The organism is Microbacterium salsuginis (genome assembly GCF_012524205.1).
Taxonomy (GTDB): Bacteria; Actinomycetota; Actinomycetes; order Actinomycetales; family Microbacteriaceae; genus Microbacterium; species Microbacterium salsuginis.
Genome location: NZ_JABACI010000001.1, coordinates 831,303 through 851,004, shown reverse-complemented (window position 1 = coordinate 851,004; position 19,702 = coordinate 831,303). Strand labels below are relative to the sequence as shown.

Annotated in this window: 15 protein-coding genes; 14 read left to right on the top strand and 1 reads right to left on the bottom strand. The window is 66.9% G+C overall.

Features of this window, described 5'->3' with window-relative positions; genetic code table 11:
* Window positions 1-3 precede the first annotated feature (3 nt).
* The 14 genes from HF576_RS04165 to HF576_RS04100 all read left to right on the top strand — a co-directional run bounded on the left by HF576_RS04165 (window position 4) and on the right by HF576_RS04100 (window position 18,999).
* Window positions 4-756, top strand: a complete 753-nt coding sequence (locus HF576_RS04165; protein WP_343234160.1) for a class I SAM-dependent methyltransferase — start codon at window positions 4-6, stop codon at window positions 754-756.
* Between the two features lie 9 nt (window positions 757-765).
* Entirely contained in the window at window positions 766-1,821 is a 1,056-nt protein-coding gene (locus tag HF576_RS04160) for a polyprenyl synthetase family protein (RefSeq protein WP_168911481.1), read from the top strand.
* A gap of 84 nt (window positions 1,822-1,905) precedes the next feature.
* Entirely contained in the window at window positions 1,906-3,279 is a 1,374-nt protein-coding gene (locus tag HF576_RS04155; RefSeq protein ID WP_168911480.1) for an FAD-dependent oxidoreductase, read from the top strand.
* Between the two features lie 23 nt (window positions 3,280-3,302).
* On the top strand, window positions 3,303-4,316 hold the full coding sequence (locus HF576_RS04150; RefSeq protein WP_168911479.1) for an alpha/beta hydrolase: 1,014 nt from the start codon (window positions 3,303-3,305) through the stop codon (window positions 4,314-4,316).
* A 363-nt stretch (window positions 4,317-4,679) separates the two neighbouring features.
* Window positions 4,680-6,035: a serine/threonine-protein kinase gene (locus HF576_RS04145; protein ID WP_168911478.1), complete on the top strand. Its 1,356-nt coding sequence runs from the start codon at window positions 4,680-4,682 to the stop codon at window positions 6,033-6,035.
* Between the two features lie 93 nt (window positions 6,036-6,128).
* Window positions 6,129-7,541, top strand: a complete 1,413-nt coding sequence (gene gad, locus HF576_RS04140; protein WP_168911477.1) for a glutamate decarboxylase — start codon at window positions 6,129-6,131, stop codon at window positions 7,539-7,541.
* Window positions 7,542-7,803: 262 nt separating this feature from the next.
* Window positions 7,804-8,037: a hypothetical protein gene (locus tag HF576_RS04135; RefSeq protein ID WP_168911476.1), complete on the top strand. Its 234-nt coding sequence runs from the start codon at window positions 7,804-7,806 to the stop codon at window positions 8,035-8,037.
* A gap of 98 nt (window positions 8,038-8,135) precedes the next feature.
* Window positions 8,136-9,449, top strand: a complete 1,314-nt coding sequence (locus HF576_RS04130; protein ID WP_168911475.1) for a polysaccharide pyruvyl transferase family protein — start codon at window positions 8,136-8,138, stop codon at window positions 9,447-9,449.
* A gap of 71 nt (window positions 9,450-9,520) precedes the next feature.
* Complete coding sequence (locus HF576_RS04125) at window positions 9,521-10,786, top strand: extracellular solute-binding protein (protein ID WP_168911474.1); 1,266 nt, start codon at window positions 9,521-9,523, stop codon at window positions 10,784-10,786.
* Between the two features lie 88 nt (window positions 10,787-10,874).
* Window positions 10,875-11,834, top strand: coding sequence for a carbohydrate ABC transporter permease (locus HF576_RS04120; protein WP_168911473.1), 960 nt, complete (start codon window positions 10,875-10,877; stop codon window positions 11,832-11,834).
* On the top strand, window positions 11,827-12,750 hold the full coding sequence (locus HF576_RS04115) for a carbohydrate ABC transporter permease (protein WP_205834693.1): 924 nt from the start codon (window positions 11,827-11,829) through the stop codon (window positions 12,748-12,750). Before HF576_RS04120 ends, HF576_RS04115 begins: the two co-directional genes overlap by 8 nt.
* Complete coding sequence (locus HF576_RS04110) at window positions 12,639-13,802, top strand: LacI family DNA-binding transcriptional regulator (protein WP_343234159.1); 1,164 nt, start codon at window positions 12,639-12,641, stop codon at window positions 13,800-13,802. Before HF576_RS04115 ends, HF576_RS04110 begins: the two co-directional genes overlap by 112 nt.
* Window positions 13,803-13,983: 181 nt before the next feature.
* Window positions 13,984-15,165, top strand: coding sequence for a glycoside hydrolase family 88 protein (locus HF576_RS04105; protein ID WP_240948631.1), 1,182 nt, complete (start codon window positions 13,984-13,986; stop codon window positions 15,163-15,165).
* A gap of 105 nt (window positions 15,166-15,270) precedes the next feature.
* Complete coding sequence (locus HF576_RS04100) at window positions 15,271-18,999, top strand: heparinase II/III family protein (protein ID WP_168911471.1); 3,729 nt, start codon at window positions 15,271-15,273, stop codon at window positions 18,997-18,999.
* Window positions 19,000-19,119: 120 nt separating this feature from the next.
* On the opposite strand, the gene HF576_RS04095 is transcribed toward HF576_RS04100, so the two are convergent.
* On the bottom strand, window positions 19,120-19,608 hold the full coding sequence (locus HF576_RS04095) for a YajQ family cyclic di-GMP-binding protein (RefSeq protein WP_168911470.1): 489 nt from the start codon (window positions 19,606-19,608) through the stop codon (window positions 19,120-19,122).
* Window positions 19,609-19,702 lie beyond the last annotated feature (94 nt).

Below are 19,702 nucleotides of genomic sequence, written 5' to 3'. Positions count from 1 at the left end.
GCCGTGGCATCCCACCCCTCCGAGCACGAGCCCAACCGCGCCGACCTGCGCAAGGATCCGTCCCGCGTGAGCGGCATGTTCGATCAGGTCGCCGCCGGCTACGACCGCACCAACACCGTGCTGAGCCTCGGCAACGACCGGTTCTGGCGCGCCGCGATGACCCGCACGGTCGCACCGCGTCGCGGTCAGCGGATCCTGGATCTCGCCGCCGGCACCGGGGTGTCGAGCGCGTCGCTGGCTCGCAGCGGCGCCGACGTGGTCGCCGCCGACTTCTCGCCCGGGATGATCGCCGAGGGGCAGCGGCGTTACGGCGCAGGAGCGCCGGGCGGCGGCATCCCGAATCTGTCGTTCGTGCAGGCCGATGCCACTGCGCTGCCGTTCGGCGACGAGGAGTTCGACGCCGTCGCGATCTCGTTCGGGCTGCGCAACGTGAATGATCCGAAGAAGGCCCTGCGCGAGATGCTGCGCGTGACCAAGCCCGGCGGACGTCTGGTCATCGCCGAGTTCTCGCATCCGCCGTCGGCGGTCTTCGGCGGCCTCTACCGCATCTACAACGGGGTCGTCCTTCCGGTCGTGGCCAAGGTCGTGAGCTCGAACGCCGACGCCTACGACTATCTGAACGAGTCGATCCGCGACTGGCCCGACCAGGCCGGGCTGTCGGCCTGGATCCGCGAGGCGGGCTGGACGGATGTCGCGCACCGCAACCTCTCGATGGGGATCGTCGCCCTCCACCGGGCCACCAAACGCGCCCGGTAGGCTGAAGGCGTGACTCCCACAGCGCCGGGCTCGCGCATCGCGGGCAAGCTGGGCCTCACCGATCGAATCTTCGCGGGCCCGCGGTCCCGCAAGCTCTACGCCACGGTGGAAGCGGGCCTGAAGCGCGTCGACAGCGCCCTCGAACGCGAGTTGCGCGTGACCGACGCGCTCGCCGACGCCACGAGCCGCTACCTGTACGAGGCGGGCGGCAAGCGGGTGCGTCCGATGCTGGCGCTGCTCACCGCGCAGCTGGGCGACGGCACCACCGAGGACGTGATCGACGGGGCGACGGCCCTGGAGATGACCCATCTCGGCTCGCTCTACCACGACGACGTGATGGATGCCGCAGACAAGCGCCGCGGGGTGCCCAGTGCTCACGCGGTGTGGGGCAACAGCGTCGCGATCCTCACCGGCGACCTGCTGTTCTCCCGTGCGAGCCAGATCATGGCGCGCCACGGCGACCGCGCCATCCACCTGCAGGCCGACACCTTCGAGCGTCTCGTCCTGGGGCAGATGCACGAGACCGTGGGGCCGAAGGAGGGCGACGACCCGGTCGAGTTCTACCTGCGGGTGCTCTCCGACAAGACCGGATCGCTCATCGCGGCGGCCGCGCAGGCGGGCGTGATCTTCTCCAACGGCCCGACCGAGTACGAACAGGCCATGATGACCTTCGGTGAGAAGGCGGGGGTGGCCTTCCAGCTGCTCGACGACGTCATCGACCTGTCGGCCGATCCCGATGAGACCGGCAAGGTGCCCGGCACCGACCTGCGTGCGGGTGTGCCCACGATGCCCTACCTCGTGCTCGGGCAGCGCAAAGACGCCGCCTCGGCCGACCTGCGCGCCCGCATCGACGACGGCGTCGCGCGGATCGCCGACGGTGCCGACCCCGTGATCCTCGACGAGCCGCTCGCACAGCTTCGCGAGCACGAGGCGACCGATGCGACGCTCGACCTCGCCCACGCGTGGTCGCAAGAGGCGATCGACGCCCTCGCGCCCGTGCCGGACGGACCCGTCCGAGAGGCATTGACACGGTTCGCCCAGGCCGTGGCAGACCGTTCCAGTTAGCGCCCCCCGCGTTCCGTCGCTGCGTTTCGACTCGCTTCGCTGGCTCGAGGACCGGTGGCGCGCAGCTCCTGAAAGGACCCCCACATGACCAAGCTCCGGCTGGCGATCGTCGGCGCAGGACCGGCGGGCATCTACGCCGCCGACATCCTGCTGAAGGCCGAGCGGAAGTTCGACGTGTCGATCGACCTGTTCGAGCAGCTTCCCGCGCCTTACGGGCTGGTGCGGTACGGGGTGGCGCCGGATCACCCGCGCATCAAGGGCATCATCACGGCGCTGCGCGAAGTGCTCGACCGCGGTGACATCCGCCTGTTCGGCAACGTGCGCTTCGGCGAGGACATCACCCTCGAAGATCTCAAGCATCACTACCACGCCGTGATCTTCGCGACCGGTGCCGTCCGCGACACCGACCTCGACATCCCGGGCATCGACGCGATCGGCTCGTACGGCGCCGCCGACTTCGTCAGCTGGTTCGACGGGCACCCGGACGTTCCGCGCGAGTGGCCCATGGAGGCGGCATCCGTCGCGGTGATCGGCAACGGCAACGTCGCCCTCGACATCTCGCGCATGCTGGCCAAGCACGCCGAGGATCTGCTCCCGACCGAGATCCCCGACAACGTGTATGAGATCCTCAAGGACTCGCCCGTCACCGACGTCCACGTGTTCGGTCGCCGCGGGCCCGCCCAGGTGAAGTTCACGCCGCTCGAGCTGCGCGAGCTCGGCGAGCTGCGCGATGTCGACATGGTCGTCTACGACGAGGACTTCGACTACGACGAGGCGTCCAAGGCCGCGATCGCCAGCAACAAGCAGGTCATGGTCATCGATCGTGTCCTGCAGGCATGGCGCAAGCGGCCGTCGGTGAACAACGCCGGTGGCGAGGCATCCCGCCGCCTCCACCTGCACTTCTACGCCAAGCCGCTCGAGGTCCTGAAGGACGACGAGGGCCGCGTCGCCGCGTTCCGGTACGAGCGCACGCGCCCCGACGGGGAGGGCGGCGTCGTGGGCACGGGCGAGATCCGCGAGGTGCCGATCCAGGCGATCTACCGCGCCGTGGGGTACTTCGGGTCGCCACTGCCCGGCGTTCCGTTCGACAAGCGTCACGGCGTGATCCCGAACCATGAGGGGCAGGTGCTCCGCAAGGACTCCAACGAGCGGGTGCCGGGCGTGTACGCGACGGGCTGGATCAAGCGCGGTCCGGTCGGACTCATCGGCCACACCAAGTCCGACGCGATGGAGACGATCCGCCACCTCATCAACGACCAGGGGTCGTGGTGGCAGCCGAGCGATCCGTCCGAGAACGCGATCCCCGAACTGCTGGCCTCGCGCGGTGTCGCCTGGACCGACCTCGAGGGCTGGCACCGGCTCGACGAGCACGAGGTCGCCCTCGGCGCCCCGCACGAGCGTGCCCGCATCAAGGTCGTCCCGCGCGACGAGATGGTGTCGATCTCCCGCGGCGAGTGAGCGCGCGCCCCTAGGCTGTGCCCATGGCCGGGCCGTCGCAGGAGTGGGTCCCCGATGTGCTCGGGAAGCCGTTCACCCGGTCGACCCTGCCCCTCGGCATCGAGGGGGAGGGGGGCCCGCTCGTCGCGACCGTGGTGCGCAGCATCCCGAATCCGCTCACCGCGCTCTTCGCGCCGCTGCGCGACGTCGACGTGCTGTACGTGCACGGCTGGTCGGACTACTTCTTCCAGACTGAGCTCGCACGGTTCTGGACCAGCCGGGGCGCACGGTTCTTCGCCCTCGATCTGCGCCGCTACGGGCGCAGCCTGCGTCCCGGACAGCAACCCGGGTACATCGACGCACTCGACGACTACGACGCCGACATCGAGGCGGCCCTGGCGGCCATGGGTCATGGTGAGGCGATGACGGATGCCCCGGCACGGCGTCGCCTCGTCCTCCTGGGCCACTCCACGGGCGGGCTGACGCTCACGCTGTGGGCGGCCCGCCACGCCGGCCGGGCGGCCGCGCTCGTGCTCAACAGCCCGTGGCTCGAACTGCAGCTGGGGGCGATCGGGCGTCAGGCGCTGGCACCGCTGGTGGACATCCGCGCGCGGCTGGACCCGCACGGTGTCCAGCCGGCGGTGGACTTCGGCTTCTACACGCGGGCGCAAGACGAGGTCGGCAGCCTTCCCGCCGGTCCCGAGCGCGCTACGTGGCGTCCTGACCGCGGATTCCCGACCGCTCCAGGCTGGCTTGCCGCGGTGCTCGACGGTCATCGCCGGATCGCCTCGGGCGTCGAGGTCGGCTGCCCGGCGCTGGTCATGCTCTCGACTCGATCGACGCCGCCGCTCACGTGGAAGGAGTCGATGACCTCGAGCGATTCGGTACTCGTCGTCGACGACATCGCACGCGCGGCGACCCGCATCGGCTCGCTGGTCACCGTGGCGCGCATCGACGGTGCGATCCACGACGTGTTCCTCTCGCGGCCCGAGCCTCGTGCCGCCGCATATCGGGCTCTGGACCGTTGGGTCGCCGGATACGTCGGTCACGCGCGATGACCAAATGTCCCCCGAAGAGGGGACAGAGATGGTTCTACCAATCAGGTTAGGCTGTACGCGAGGCGTCCCCAGCGTCTCATTGGGAACGAGCTACCCCAGGCTCTTCCCATCGTCGCCGAGAGCCGTTCGCCGGGGGGTGGACGAGCGAGAACCGGTGACGACAGGCCCCGGGTGTCCCCAGCACCCGGGGCCTTCGCTTTGCTTCGGGGCGGGCGAAGGATCGGATGCCTCGATCTGCGCCATGCGAGTCCCGGGGCGGCTCACGCGCGCTCGCGCCCGTCAACCGGCGTGAACGGCGGAGCGGAGGCGACTAGTTTCGAAGTGTCGGAGCGCGCACCCGTAGCGCGACGACGGGGAGAGGCGATGGCAGACGACGAGCCGGATCACAGCGCACCGCTGCTCGACGGCCGGTATCGGCTCGGCGAGTGCGTGGGCGAAGGCGGCATGGCCCGTGTGTACCGCAGCGAGGACGTCCTGCTCGGACGGACGGTCGCGATCAAGCTCATCCGGCCCGGCGTCGACAGCGCGACCTCCGACCGTGCCCGGAGCGAGATGACGCTGCTCGCCTCGCTCAACCACCCTTCGCTCGTGACGCTGTACGACGCCCGCCTCGAGCCGGGGCAGCCCGAGTATCTGGTGATGGAGTTCGTCGAGGGGCCCACTCTCGGTGCGCGGTTGGCGAGTGGCCCGCTGCCGCCCGAGATCGTGGCGCATCTTGCGGCCGAGCTGGCGGAGGCACTGCACGTCGTCCACAGCGCGGGCATCGTGCACCGCGACATCAAGCCCTCGAACGTGCTGCTGAGTCCACCGCAGCTTCCGGGCTCCCGCCCCCGCGCGAAGCTCGCCGACTTCGGCATCGCCCTGCTGCTGGACGGATCGCGCCTCACCTCCCCGGGCCTGGTCATCGGGACGGTCGCCTACCTCTCGCCGGAACAGCTCCGCGGTCGTGAGCCCGCGCCGCCGGGCGACATCTACTCGCTCGGACTGGTCCTGCTCGAAGCGCTCACGGGCGAACGGGACCACCCACAGGGTGGCGGCATGCCGGCAGCGCTGGCGCGACTGGAGAATCCGCCCGTGGTTCCCGCTTCACTTCCGTCCGGATGGGGGGAGCTGCTGACCAGGATGCTCCACAGCGAGCCGTCGCAGCGCCCGACGGCGGCGCAGGTCGCGGCCGCGGCCGCCAGGCTCGCGGGCAGCACCCCGCCCAGGGCGGCTGCCGTCGGCGGCGGACCGAAGCCGACCGCGACGACCGTTCCCGTCACGGCCGCGACGCTCATCGCCCCGGTCGCGGGAGTCGCCGCGGCGCCGGGGCCGGGCCCCAATGGCGCAGGCGCGGAACCGCCTCGTCCTCATCGGAGCCGCAGGCGCCTGCTCGTGGGCATCGGAGCGGCGCTCGCGGCCGCCGCTGTGGTGGTCGCCGCCATCCTCGGCATCGCGAACCTCGGCGGTCAGCAGCCGGAGCCCGTTCCCACCGCCCCGGCGAACGACGTGCCCGCCGACACCCCGACCCCCACGGACGACGGCAACGACGTCGTGGTCGACCCGGGCCTCACGGAGGAGGAGCGCAAGGAGCTCGAAGAGACCCGCAAGAAGGCCGAGGAAGAGGCGCGGAAGCAGGCCGAAGAGGATCGCAAGAAGGCCGAGGAAGAGCAGAAGAAGCTCGAGGAGGAGCAGAAGCGCCAGGACGACTCCGAGGACGGCCAGAACGGCGACGACTGAGTGTCCGGGACGTCACGCGATCTGGATGACGTGACGCTTGCGGCACTCCGATACGCTGGCGCCGCGTTCCTGTCGGATGAAGCGGAGGACGACATGTCAGAGACCGACGCCAACATGCCGATTCATGGGCGTGCGGCATTTCGCACCCACATCGATCCCTTCACTTTCCCCGAGGCATCGATGCCGCCCGATGAGGTGTACGAACTGCTCCACACCGGACTGATGCTCGACGGCCGGGAGACCCTCAATCTCGCCTCTTTTGTCACCACCTGGATGGAACCGCAAGCCGAGCAGCTGATCCACGACTCGATCCGCAAGAACCACATCGATCACGAAGAGTATCCGGCGGCGTCGCTCATGGAGGAAGCCTGCGTGCACATGCTCGGCGACCTCTTCAATGCCCCGGATGCGGCCGAGGTCGTCGGGGTCGCGACGATCGGGTCGTCGGAGGCGATCATGCTGGGGCTGCTGGCCCACAAGCGCGCGTGGCGGGATCGCCGCCAGGCGGCCGGCCTCAGCGTCGACCGGCCGAACGTGGTGTTCGGCGCCGAGACGCATGTCGTGTGGGACAAGTTCGCGAACTACTTCGACGTCGAGATGCGCAAGATCCCTATGAAGCCCGACCGCTACGTGATCAACGCCGACGAGGTCGAAGAGCAGATCGACGAGAACACCATCGCGGTGGGCGTCGTCCTCGGGACCACGCACATCGGGGAAGCGGACCCGATCGCCGAGATCAACGACCGCCTCGTCAAGATCAAGGCGGAGCGGGGATGGGACATCCCGATCCATGTCGACGGAGCCAGCGGTGGCTTCATCGCACCGTTCGCCCATCCTGACTTCCTCTTCGACTTCCGGCTGGAGCAGGTCGCCTCGATCAACGCATCGGGACACAAGTACGGCCTCGTCTACCCCGGTGTCGGCTGGCTCGTGTTCCGCGACCGCACGAAGCTTCCCGAGGACCTCGTCTTCAGCGTCAACTACCTCGGTGGGGCGCAGCCGACGTTCACGTTCAATTTCTCGCGCGGCTCGGCGATGGTGCAGGCGCAGCTCTACAACTTCCTGCGCCTGGGCAAGCAGGGATACGCAGCGATCGTCCGCAACATGCTCGACAACGCACGCCACATCAACGACGAACTCGAGAAGAGCGGCCGCTTCGAGATCCTCAACCCCGGGCTGTCCGAGCCAGTCGTGACATTCCGTCTCAAGGGGGAGCCCGGTTTCGACGTGTACCACCTTTCAGCGCGGCTGCGCGAGCACGGGTGGATCGTCCCGGCCTACAGCCTGCCTCCGAATGCCGAGGAGGTTCATCTCCTCCGGATCGTGGTGCGCCTGGATCTGAGCAGGCAGATGATCGACGTGCTGATGCGGGACATCGAGGACGCGTGTGCGCATCTCGCGGAGGAGAAGCCCGGACAGCGGAAGGGGTCGGTGCCCGACCTCTGGACGGCGCCCGCGCTGCTCGCTGCGCATCAGAAGAACCGCACCGGTCAGCGACGGACGTGATATGCCCCCACTCGCGTCACTGAGCGAGCGCGACTCGGCGTGACGGTGCCTGCGGGGTGGCAGGTGCGCGAGGTGCGAGGACCGGTCATGTTCGTCACGCGCGCCCAGGTGGTGCGGCCGCTTCTTCACGAGCGCCGCGCTTCTGCGGTTTCGCGAATGCGTCGCCGCCCCGGACTCGATTGATCCCGTCGCTGCCCGCAGGCATGGCATTCGAAGCCTCGCCGGCTGGCGACCGCACAGCCTGGGATCGTGGTCGACCGCCGTGCAGCTGGCCGGGACGGCCCTCTTCAACGTCAGCACCTTCGCGGCTACCCGGGAGAGCCTCGCCCTCGACCAGGAGAAGCATCTGATCTGGGCGCCCGACCTCTGGGGATCGGTGTGCTTCCTCGTCGCCAGCGCGCTGGCTTGTAAGTCCGTGCATCTGGGGACGGGTGCGGGGAAGCTCGGGCGAGCGCTGAGCCCAGACGGCGCGAAACTTGCCGCCCTTCGGCGTTGACTGCGTCTGCGGGCGGTGGTAGCGTGACGCAACGATACGTCAACGATGACTCGGATCGCTCGGGTCGACCGGCATTGTGGCCGTTAGGGAGAGTGCGCATGGGTTCGCCGAAGTCGCGGAGGGTGCTACTTCGTTCGTCTTGGCAGGATGTCAACATCGGCGATGTCGCTCACTCACCCGGAGCGATGGCGGCATTGCTCGATTTGGATCCGGATGCCGAGATCACTTTGTGGCCGGTTGCACTCGGCGAGAGAGAGGAAGCGCTGGTGCGCCGCGCGTTCCCTCACGTAGCGATTGTTCGTGGCGAGTGCACGAGCAGCGGTGAGCTTACGACGTCTGAGCTCCGAAGGGCGTGGAACTCCGCAGACGTGCTTGTGCACGGTTCTGCTGCCGATGTGGAGAATCGCCAAGCCGAGTTCGCGCATTGGTCGCGCAACTCAGGAAGGCCGCACGGATACGCCGGCGTGACCGTCGACCCCGTCTGTCCTCCAACCTGGGGCACGCTGACAGAACTGCAGGCGATGACCGAGCACCTTCCCGAAGGCTTCCTCGACGACGAGGGGCGGGAGCCTCTCGACTCCGCCGAGTTCATCTTCACGAGAGATTCGATCTCACTGGCCTACCTGCGCGGTCAGCGGGTTCGGGCTCAGACGCTGGAGTTCGGCCCCGACTGCACCTTCGCCTATGACTATGCCGATCGCAGCACTATCGACGTCTTCCGCGAAGAGCTGGGTCTGGGTGATGACGACTTCGCATGCTTCGTGCCGAGGCTGCGATACGCGCCGTACGCTCAGATGCGCGGCGAGCCGGCCACGCCGGAGAGCCTGCGGAGGGATGCGATCAACGGGGCGACATCTCAGGCCGACTTGGGTGCCCTCGTTGCGGCGATCGTGGCATGGGTTCGTCGCACCGACTCGATGGCCGTTGTCGTTCCAGAGATGTCCTACGTACCCGCCTATTCACGCAATCATCTCCTTCCCCTGCTGCCCGCGGATGTCGCACCTCGCGTGAGAGTCCTGGACCGATTCTGGTCACTGGCCGAGGCGAGCGCCGTCTATTCCATCAGTCGCGCCGTGATCAGCATGGAATGCCATTCGCCGATCATCGCGTCGGCACACGCGGTACCGACCGTGTACCTGCGCCAGCCGACTGAAACGGTGAAGGGGCGCATGTATGACGACCTTGGCGGCGCGGACATGCTCATCGAAGTAGGTCCCGGTGCCGAGGTGGCGGCGGAAGAGACCATCGTCAGCATCATTGACGACCCGCAGCGGTGGAGTGACACCTCCGCGAGGGTGAATGCCGTTGCTCGCAGTCGGCTTCGGCAGATGGCCAAGACAATCCTGTCCGGCGAACCGGCCTCATCCTTTGAGCCGGCACTCGTCGGCCAACTAACTGGAGGAACACGATGAGAAATCCATTGAGGCCGCGCGGGACACAGCGTCTCGGCCGCGGCATGACAGTTGTCGCGGCAAGTTCAGCAGTGCTGCTGACCCTCGCAGCGTGCGGTCAGGCGGACAACCAGGCCCAGGGCGAAGAGACGGCCGCGTCGGGACCCGTCGAAATCCGCGTTGCATGGTGGGGTGCGGAGGGGCGCCATGAGCAGACTCAAGCTGCTCTCAAAGTGTGTGAAGAGGCCCTCGGCAATGTCACCACTTCGGCGGAGTTCACGAGCCAGGGCTATGACGACCGCCTCGCCACCCAGTTCGCCGCCGGCGATGCGCCCGACATCATTCAAGTGACCAGTGGACACGTCACTTCATACGGCCAGCGCGGTGGACTGGTGGACATCGCCACCGTAGAGGAGCACATCGACACCTCGGCCATCGCACCTGGCGTGCTGAACCAGGACGCGGTCGATGGAAAGAACTACGCGGTTCCGATCACGGTCAACGCCTCTGGAATCATGCTCAATGTCACGCTCATGGAGCAGTACGGCCTCGAGCGTCCGGATGATGAGAACTGGACATGGGACGACTTGTTCGACTACGCCAGCAGCGTCTACGAAGCATCCGATGGTGCGATCTGGGGGATCCAGCAGCCGAGCGAGGACATCCGCCTGCTGGGCATCTGGGCACGGCAGCTCGGGCACTCGGACGGCCTTTTCAGCGAGAACGGAGTGGGAGTCGATACCGAAGTCATCTCCTCGTTCCTGGAGTACGGCTATGACCTGCAGAACACCGAGGGATCTGCGCCTGCGTCCGTATCGATCGAGCACCAGGGTGGAGGAGTCGAGCAGACCATGATCGGTACCGGCAAGACGTTGATGGCAGTGCGGCCGATCAACGAGATCACCGCTCTCGCCGCCACTGGCTCAGAATTCGAGTTGCTGCAGTTGCCGGTCCACGAAGAGGGCGAGACGGGCCAGACCTTCCGTTCGATGAGCTGGGCCATCACCTCCGATTCTCAGCATCCGGTGGAGGCGGCGCGCTTGCTGAATTGCCTTCAAAGCAACCTGGATGCGGCTGACATCTTGCAGGCTGAGCGTGGCCTTCCGGCGAACCAGGAGGTCGTGGAGCACATCAGGCCCACCCTCTCTCCCGAGCAGCAGATGATGGCCGACTTCGTGGCCATCGTCGAGGAGAACGCACCTGAGGCTGCGCCGATGGCACCCCCGCCCGGCGCCGACACGGCGGAGCAAATGCTACGGCGCTACGCCGAGGACATGCTCTTCGATCGGATCTCACCTGCCGAGGCCGCCGAGCAGTTCACGGCCGAGCTTGACCAGAGCGTCTCCGACGCGAGTTGACGCATGCGATCCCGTGATTCATCCGGTGCGGCAATCCGGGGCGCAAGTACCACAGCGATGTTCGAGGCCACAAGGAAGGAGGTGCGCCATGGCAGTCGCACGTGAGTTCTCTCAGCTCCGCAAGGCAGCCACGACGGGTGCCAAGGCACGTCCGGCGCGAGGAGACGGCAAGGCGGCGGCCGTGTTCCTCTTGCCATGGTTCATCGGTCTGGCCTTGATCGTGGTCGGCCCGTTGCTGGCATCGCTGTACCTGTCCTTTACGAACTACGACTTGTTCCGGGATCCGGAATTCATCGGGTTGGAGAACTACACGCGTCTGTTCCAGGATCCGCGGCTGGCACAGTCGCTTCAGGTCACCTTCACCTACGTGTTCGTCTCGGTACCGTTGCAACTCGCAGCTGCGCTCGGCCTCGCGATGGTGCTGGACAAAGGCGTGCGCGGCCTGCCGTTCTATCGTTCAGTTTTCTACTTGCCGTCGCTGCTCGGCGCCTCGGTGGCGATTGCCATCCTGTGGCGGCAGCTGTTCGGCACCGACGGCGTGCTCAATCAAGCCATCGAGTGGTTCAACGGCATCCAGCCGCTGATACAGATCGGCACGCACGGCTGGGTGTCCGACCCCCAGTATGCGCTTGGCACGCTGATGGTCTTGAACGTCTGGACGTTCGGCTCGCCGATGGTGATCTTCCTCGCTGGACTTCGCCAGATTCCGGAGATGTACTACGAGGCGGCAAGCCTTGACGGTGCGTCGAAGTTCCGTCAGTTCACCAACATCACCTTCCCGATGCTGACTCCGGTTGTCTTCTTCAACCTCGTTCTTCAGACCATCAATGCGTTCCAGTCGTTCACCCAGGCGTTCATCGTCTCTGGGGGAACTGGCGGACCGGTTGATTCGACCCTGTTCTACACGCTGTATCTGTACCTCCAGGGTTTCGCCAACTTCAACATGGGCTATGCCTCGGCGATGGCGTGGCTCTTGGTTCTCATCATCGGAGCCATGACTGCACTCAACTTCTTCGCCTCAAAGTATTGGGTCTTCCACGATGACTGAACTCATGTCGCCCGCATCCGTGACCGATTCCCCCGCAATCGTGAGTCCTTCCGCGAGTCGGTCGCGCCGTCGCCGTGCTCGGCTGCCGTGGGTACGGTTGCGGATGCTGACAAAGCACGCCGTCCTCATCGCGGTTGGCCTCTTGATGATCTACCCGCTGCTTTGGATGCTGGCCTCATCGTTCAAGCCCGACGCACTCATCTTCAGCGAGCCCGGCCTGATTCCCACCGATTTCACGACGGACAACTACACCCAGGGTTGGAACGCCCTGAGCCACCCGTTCAGCCACTATCTGATCAATTCCTTCCTAGTTGTGGCTGGCTCGATCGTGGGCAACCTGGTGTCCTGCTCGTTGGCGGCCTATGCCTTCGCCAGGCTGAATTTCCGGCTCCGGCGGCTGTGGTTCGCGATGATGCTGATCTCGATCATGCTGCCCATCCACGTGATCATCGTCCCTCAGTACGTGCTTTTCTCTCAGATCGGATGGCTCAACACCTTCCTGCCGCTCATCGTTCCGAAGCTGCTGGCTACCGACTCCTTCTTCATCTTCCTCATGGTCCAGTTCTTTCGTGGCGTCCCTAGGGAACTGGACGAGGCTGCCCGCATAGATGGCGCCGGCCATGCGCGCATCTTCGCCGGAATCATGCTTCCTCTGGCAGCCCCTGCGCTCGCGACGACGGCGATCTTCACGTTCATCTGGACGTGGAACGACTTCTTCTCGCAGCTGATCTTCCTCACCGACCCGGATCTCTACACCGTCCCCGTCGCGCTGCGAGCCTTCCTCGACTCAACAGGCGAGTCCTCGTGGGGAGCGATGTTCGCGATGTCGATCGTCTCGCTCATCCCTCTCTTCGTGATGTTCCTCCTGGGCCAGCGCTTCCTCGTCCGCGGGATCGCCACCACCGGTCTGAAGTAGCCCGTCCTTGCGACAGGTGCCTTCCCATCGCCGCTAGAGTGAGCCAGATGGCGACGCAGAAGGACATTGCCCGTCTAGCCGGGGTTTCTGTATCCACGGTCTCTGCGGTGATCAACGGCACCACTCACACCCGAATGAGTGCCGACACTCGTGCCCGCGTTGAAGCGGCGATAGCCGAGTTGGCATATGTACCCAACGATGCCGCCCGCGCGTTGCGTCGTCGGCACGCCGGGACGATCGCCGTCGTCGTGGAGAACCTCGAGAATCCGGTGTACAAGGAATTGCTGGAGGGGATCTACGAGGCCGCCGAGGAACGTGGATGGGCCATCATGCTGGGCGACACGATGTGGATGAACTCCGGCAGCCACTTCCTCGCGCGGTTGCTGGGTCAGGGCTCCGTCGATGCGATCGTGCTGCGGACAGGCGAATTGCTCGATGAGGAGGTGATGGGTGCGCTCCGTTCACACCCGACACCGGTCGTGCTCGTGGAGTATCAATCCAGTCACAACGGCGCCTGGGTCTCGGCGGACGAGACAGCGGCCGGACGGATGGCGACCGAGCACCTCATCGAAGCCGGACACACGAACATCGCGTTCGTCGGGGGTCAGGAGATCCATCCCGTGAACCCACGCCACGCTGGGTATGTCAGCGCTTTGACGCGAGCGCGGCTGGTTCCTCGTCCCCCCCTGTTCACCGGCTACGGCGCTCAGGCCGGAGCTGCGGGCCTGGCGACGCTTGAATCCGGCCTTGGAATGCCGACGGCCGTGGTGGTGAACAACGTCGTCTCGGCGCTGGGACTGCTGGCAGCAGCAGTCGATGCAGGAATCGAGGTTCCCCGGGAACTCTCGGTGGTCGGAATTCACGACGCTGAGATCGCCGAGCTGGTTCGCCCGCGGCTCACGACCGTGCACCTGCCCATGCGAGAGTTGGGGATTCGGGCAGTGAAGCACGTGTCGGCGCTGCTTTCGGGAGAGGCGCCACAAGGTGGAGTCATCTCCGAACCGCCACCGTACGTCATTCCGCGCGAGAGTGTGCAACCTCCAATTCGGTGACGGCTCCCTGCGCTCGTTGACCAGTACGACGGGGCACTCCTTCAGGGCATAGCGGATCGGTTCATCCCTTGACGGGGATTGCGCTCTCTGCTTGCATTGACGCAACGATACGTCAGCAACGAACAATGCGTCGTGGCTTCACCCTTCCCCCGGTCCGAATCGCGGGGACGAGAGGACCTTCATGTCCAGCGAAATGACCTCGACCACGTTGGAGCCGCACGTCGCCGACGCCGTGGCGGATGCGATCGCGGTGGTCCGCCGCAACATCGATCGCTTCGGTGATGCGTACGTCGACGACACGACGCAGTGGGACCGCTACGCGCTGCGTCCGGCGGACGGGCCGTTCGCCGAGGGGCGGAACCACGGGTGGACGACGAGCTTCGTGCCCGGGATGCAGTGGCTCGCCTACGACCTGACGGGCGACGAGGTGTTTCGCGATCAGGCGCTGCGCCACGCGGCCGACTTCGAGCGCCGTCTGCGCGCCGACGAGGATCTCGACACGCACGACCTCGGGTTCCTGTACACGCTGGCGGCGGTCGTGCCGTGGCGCCGGACGACAGACGAGCGGTGGCACGCGGCCGGGATCGGCGCCGCCGAGCGGCTCATGACGCGCTTCCTCGAGCCTGCCGGCATCATCCAGGCCTGGGGGGATCTGACGGATCCGGAGCAGCGCGGCCGCACCATTATCGACAGTTTGATGAACATGCCGCTGCTGACGTGGGCGGGCGAACAGACGGGTAGTCCGCGCTTCGCCGACGCGGTCCGCCGGCACACCGCCCAGCTCCGCACGCATATGCTGCGCGATGACAACTCGACCTTCCACACCTTCTATTGGGACGTCGAGACGGGCGAGCCGCTGCGCGGTGCGACCGAGCAGGGGCTATCCGACGACTCGTGCTGGGCACGCGGAGAGGCGTGGGGCGTCCTCGGCTTGGCACTGAACTATGGCGCCACCGGCGACGAAACGCTGCTCGATGCCGCTTGGCGCTGCGCCGACTATTTCCTGCGCCACCTGCCCGCCGACCTCATTCCTTACTGGGACCTCGTGTACTCCGACGGCAGTGACGCTCCCCGAGACAGCTCGGCCGCCGCGATCGCGGCGTGCGGTCTGTACGAGCTCGCCACGTGTGATCCGGATCGCGCCCGCGCTGCGCGGGCGCGCAGGGAGGGCGACGCGCTGCTGGATGCACTGATCGCCCGAGCGCGTCCCGCGAGCCCAGAGGCCTCGGACGCGCTGCTGCTGCATGGCGTGTACAACCTGCCAAAGGGCATAGGCGTCGACGAGGGGACGCTCTGGGGCGACTACTTCTACTTTGAGGCGCTCATGCGCCGCACCCGTCCCGACTGGGAGAGGTACTGGTGAAGTCTTGACGTGACGATACGTCAAGACATACGCTGACTCAGCAGCTGAGGCGCCGGCGCATGTGCCTGGGCCCCGGGGCCGCCGATTGACAGAGGAGTCACGGAGATGCAACGATCCCTTTCCCGCCGACGGAACCGCGGCCTTCGTGCCCAGACCCTCGTCGTTGCCGCAGTCACAATCGCGCTGGCGCTGACCGGTGTGTCGTCGGTACCCGCCGCCGCGTCGGGCGCGTCGGACCTCGGTCAGCTTCTGGACCTGACGCGTCCGGAGCTCGCCGGCGTGGCGGCGGAGTTGACGGCCGGCGACGATGCGGGCGCCGCCGATGCGCTGAAGGAGTATTACGCGACCCGGACGGGCGTCGACTTCCCCGCTCCGGGCGGGAGCGGCGGCGATGCCACCGCCGACGAGCTCGTCGCGGGCGTCTTCCGGTTCGGCGACGAGACTCGCAACTTCTATAACGCAACCGAGCAGAAGATCGACGTCGACTGGGGGGACGCGTGGGGTGGGACGGACGCGGCACCCGGCGGCGCGCAGACATGGATGACCGACTTCGTGTTCATGCCAACGCTTGTGAGCGCGTACCTGGAGGAGAGTGACCCCGACAAGCGTGCGGCTTACGCGGCGGCGTGGATGGACATCTCGCTGGACTTCGTCGCGGACAACGCGAGCTGGCCCCAGAACCGCAATCTGTCGGCCGCCAAGCGGCTCGCCCAGTTGGTTGGCTCGTTCTCCGTCTTCCGGGCCGAGCCGAGCATCGACGCGACCGACCTCGTGGCCTATCTCTCGGCGGTGCATTCGACGAGCGACTTCCTCGCATCCGTGTTGCAGACGCACGTCGGCAACAACTGGTACGTGTCGATGGCGCGGTCGATGTACGCCGCCGGGGTGTACCTACCCGAGTTCAAGAATGCCCTCGGCTGGGAGACGTTCGCGGTCAGGGCCGTCGAGCGGTTCCTGCGCACTTACCTCCAGGGCGACGGGGTATACCGCGAGCCGACCTTCAACTATCAGGCCTACGTGGCGGACCTCATCAACAACATGATCACCATCGCGGACGTCAACGGGCGGGAGCTGCCCCGGGCGCTGGTCCAGGCCGCGGACTGGATCGCGGACGTGCTGTTCGCTACCCGACAGCCGGACCTCGAGGCCGCCCTGATCGGCGACACCCCGAACGTCGACGCCGGTGCACGCGCCATCCGGGCGACCGGCGTGCGCAACGCCTGGTCCGACTTCACGTGGGTCGGCTCCGGCCGGACCCACGGGACCACCCCGACTCTTGGGTCCACGCTCTATCCGATCAGCTTCGCGGTGCAGCGCTCCGGGTGGGATGCAGAGGCCCGCTATCTGCTGATCAACAACCACAACAGCAGCTACACGGCCTCGCACCGGCATCCGGACGACCTCAGCCTCGTCATGGCGGCGTACGGGCGTCCGCTGATTGTCGACCCAGGCGTGGGGGATTACAGCGCCACCCCGACGAACGACTGGATGCGCCGCACGACCGAGGCTCACAACACGATCGAGGTCGACCGGAAGCCGCAGGCCGCGGGGGTCACACGTGCGATGTCGCTCTGGCGGTCGAACGCCGGCCTCGACGTTTACCGCGGCCAGGCGATGGGGTACCAGCCGGTCGCGCACGATCGGGTCGTGTACTTCGTCAAGCCTGGGTTCTGGGTGGTCTCCGATGACCTCACCGGCGACACTGCGGCGCACGACTACCGGCAACTCTGGCACTTCCCGGGCGACCCCGTCCTCGTCGACGCGGCCACGAAGGTCGCCACCGTCGGGTTCGACAGCGTACCCGGTGCCAGTCCGGTCTCGGGCGTGCAGATCGCCCCTGTACCCGCGTCCGGCGTCGACGTCTCGCCGAGCGTGCACGAGAACGGCGCTGTGCGCGTGGGCGAGAACATCCTGACAGACGTCGAGTATCTGTCGTACGACTGGTCCGCCACCGGCTCCACCGGTCTGGACACCGTCCTGTTCCCGGGACCGGCGGGCGCAGCCCCGTCGATGACGGCGACGCGCATTGCTCTGCCCGGCGTGGAGCACTCCGTGGCGACCGCGCTCGAGATCGCGCTGCCGACCGGTACCGGCCGGTTCTACCTCTCGCGCGAGCAGACGCCGTCGTTCCGGGCATTCGGAGCTGCCACGACCGACGCCGAGACCGCGTACCTCGAGCGTGCCGAAGACGGCGCGCTCACGCGGTATGCGCTCACCCGCGGGACGTCATTGTTCGATGACGGGGACCTCGTCGTCGAGGCGACCGGGGTCGTGTCCGACGTCAGCGTGGAGCTTCACGGCGGGACTGCCAGGGTGTCTGTCGGCGACCCGTTCACCGGGACCCTGACGTTCGCGGCGCCGGCCGCGGACCTGGTGACCGTGAACAACACTCCGACCGCATTCACCCGCGCGGGCGATCTCGTCACGGTGACGTTCGAGCCGACGTTCGCCACGACCGCGGTGCTCGATGAGGACTTCGACGACGCGACCCTGGACCGCGCGGTCTACGGCTTCGAGAACGGACTCGATGGCTGGGTGCCGCTGCACGGCACGTGGGAGCGCGGCGGAGAGCCATCGAGTGGTCACCTCGCACAGACCGCGACTGCCGACACCGAGGCGCTTGCGGTGCAGCAGGACGTCCCGAACGACGTGAATATGTCGGCCGACATCGTGCCGGGGCCGGCTGGCCAGTCCGCCGGTCGAACCGGCCTGGCGTTCCGCTACCAGTCGCCGCTCAACCACTACCGTGCTGACGTCGTGCCGACGGCGACCGGTTCGAAGCTGCGGCTCGTCAAGGTCTACAACGGGGCGACGACCCTGCTCAAGGAGGCCGACCTGCCGCTCGCTCCGGGTGGAGCATACACACTGGCGGTGTCCGCCGTCGGGCGGCACGTGTCGGCCGCCGTCGGTGACGTGTCAGTGTCGGTGAACGACACTCAGCTCCCCAACGGCGGAGCCGCACTCGCGACGAACGGGCGGGCCGCGACCTTCGACAACGTCTCGATCTCGGAGGCGCTCGACCAGTCGAACTGGCGGGGGATCGGAGGCGCTGTGTCCGTCGGCAACGGGCAGCTCACCCTGTCGCCGGTCGACGGCCGGGCACACGTCCTCGCCGCGTCGACGCTGCCGGAGCGGTTCTCGGAGGCGTGCGACTTCGTCGTCGAGACCGAGCTCACGCTCGCCGGCGTCGGCACCGCGGGCGTCTCGCTGCGCGACACCACGGACGCGTACGGGTACCGCATCCACGTCGGTCGGACGAGTCAGGGAACCCAATACGCGAGCATCATCCGGGAGGCGCACCGATCGGGACCGATCACCGTGGCAACCGCCTCGCTCAGCGACCGACTAACGGGGCCGGTCCGGCTGGGCGCGGCGGTCCATGGGGACCGTCTCACAGTGACGTTGAACGGCGAACAGATCATGGAGGGGCGGGATACCGTCGTCCGCAGCGGCGGCGTCGGACTCTATGCCTCGACGGAGGCGGAGTTCGAGAAACTCACGGTCGCGCGGTCGTGCGGCAGTGACCTCCACGACGCCGTGCCGGCGCCGCCGCACTGGGACTCTGCGACCGGGTACCGGGAGGGCGACTTGGTCTCCCAGGCGGGTTCGACGTGGTTCGCGTCCTGGCGGACGAAAAGCCAGGAACCGGGCGACCCGTACGGCCCGTGGCAGGAGATCGTGATCTCGGCGGACGGCACAGACGTGTGGCGGCCCTCCAGAATCTTCGTCGCCGGTGATGTCGCGGAGTACCAGGGTCACCGCTACGAGGCGGCATGGTGGACGAGGAATCAGGCGCCGGGTGATCCCCACGGGCCGTGGGAGCTGATCGAGTGACCAGCTGGACGAGCTGACACCACGAGCGCTCGCCGATGACCTGGATTTCATCGGGGGAGTCCGTAGTTCTGCGGACTTCCCTGCGGACTGAAACGAAAAACCCCGGGTTAGGGGTTCGCGTTACCGGTAGTTGATGAACTGCAGGTCGACGTCGAGGTCGGCGGCCTTCAGCAGCCGCTGGACCTCTTGAAGGTCGTCGCGGGACTTCGACTGCACGCGCAGCTCGTCGCCCTGGATCTGCGACTTCACCGACTTGGGGCCTTCGTCGCGGATGAGCTTGCTGATCTTCTTCGCGTTCTCGGACGAGATGCCGTCCTTGAGCGTCGAGGTGATGCGGTACTCCTTGCCGCTGGCGACGGGGTCGCCCGACTCGAGGCTCTTGAGCGAGATGCCGCGCTTGATGAGCTTGCTCTGGAAGACGTCGAGGACGGCCTTCGCGCGCTCTTCGGAGTTGGCCTTGATCAGGATCGCCTCGCCGCTCCACTCGATCGACGAGTCGGTGCCCTTGAAGTCGTAGCGCTGCTCGACCTCCTTGCGGGCCTGGTTGAGCGCGTTGTCGGCCTCCTGGTGGTCGACCTTGCTGACGATGTCGAAGGAGGAATCTGCCATGCGCGGCAGTCTATCCGCGTGCGTCCGCCGACGTGGCGGAGGCGGATGCCGCGGCATCCGGTGTTCGCGTCTCCTCCGCGTGCAAGCGATTCCA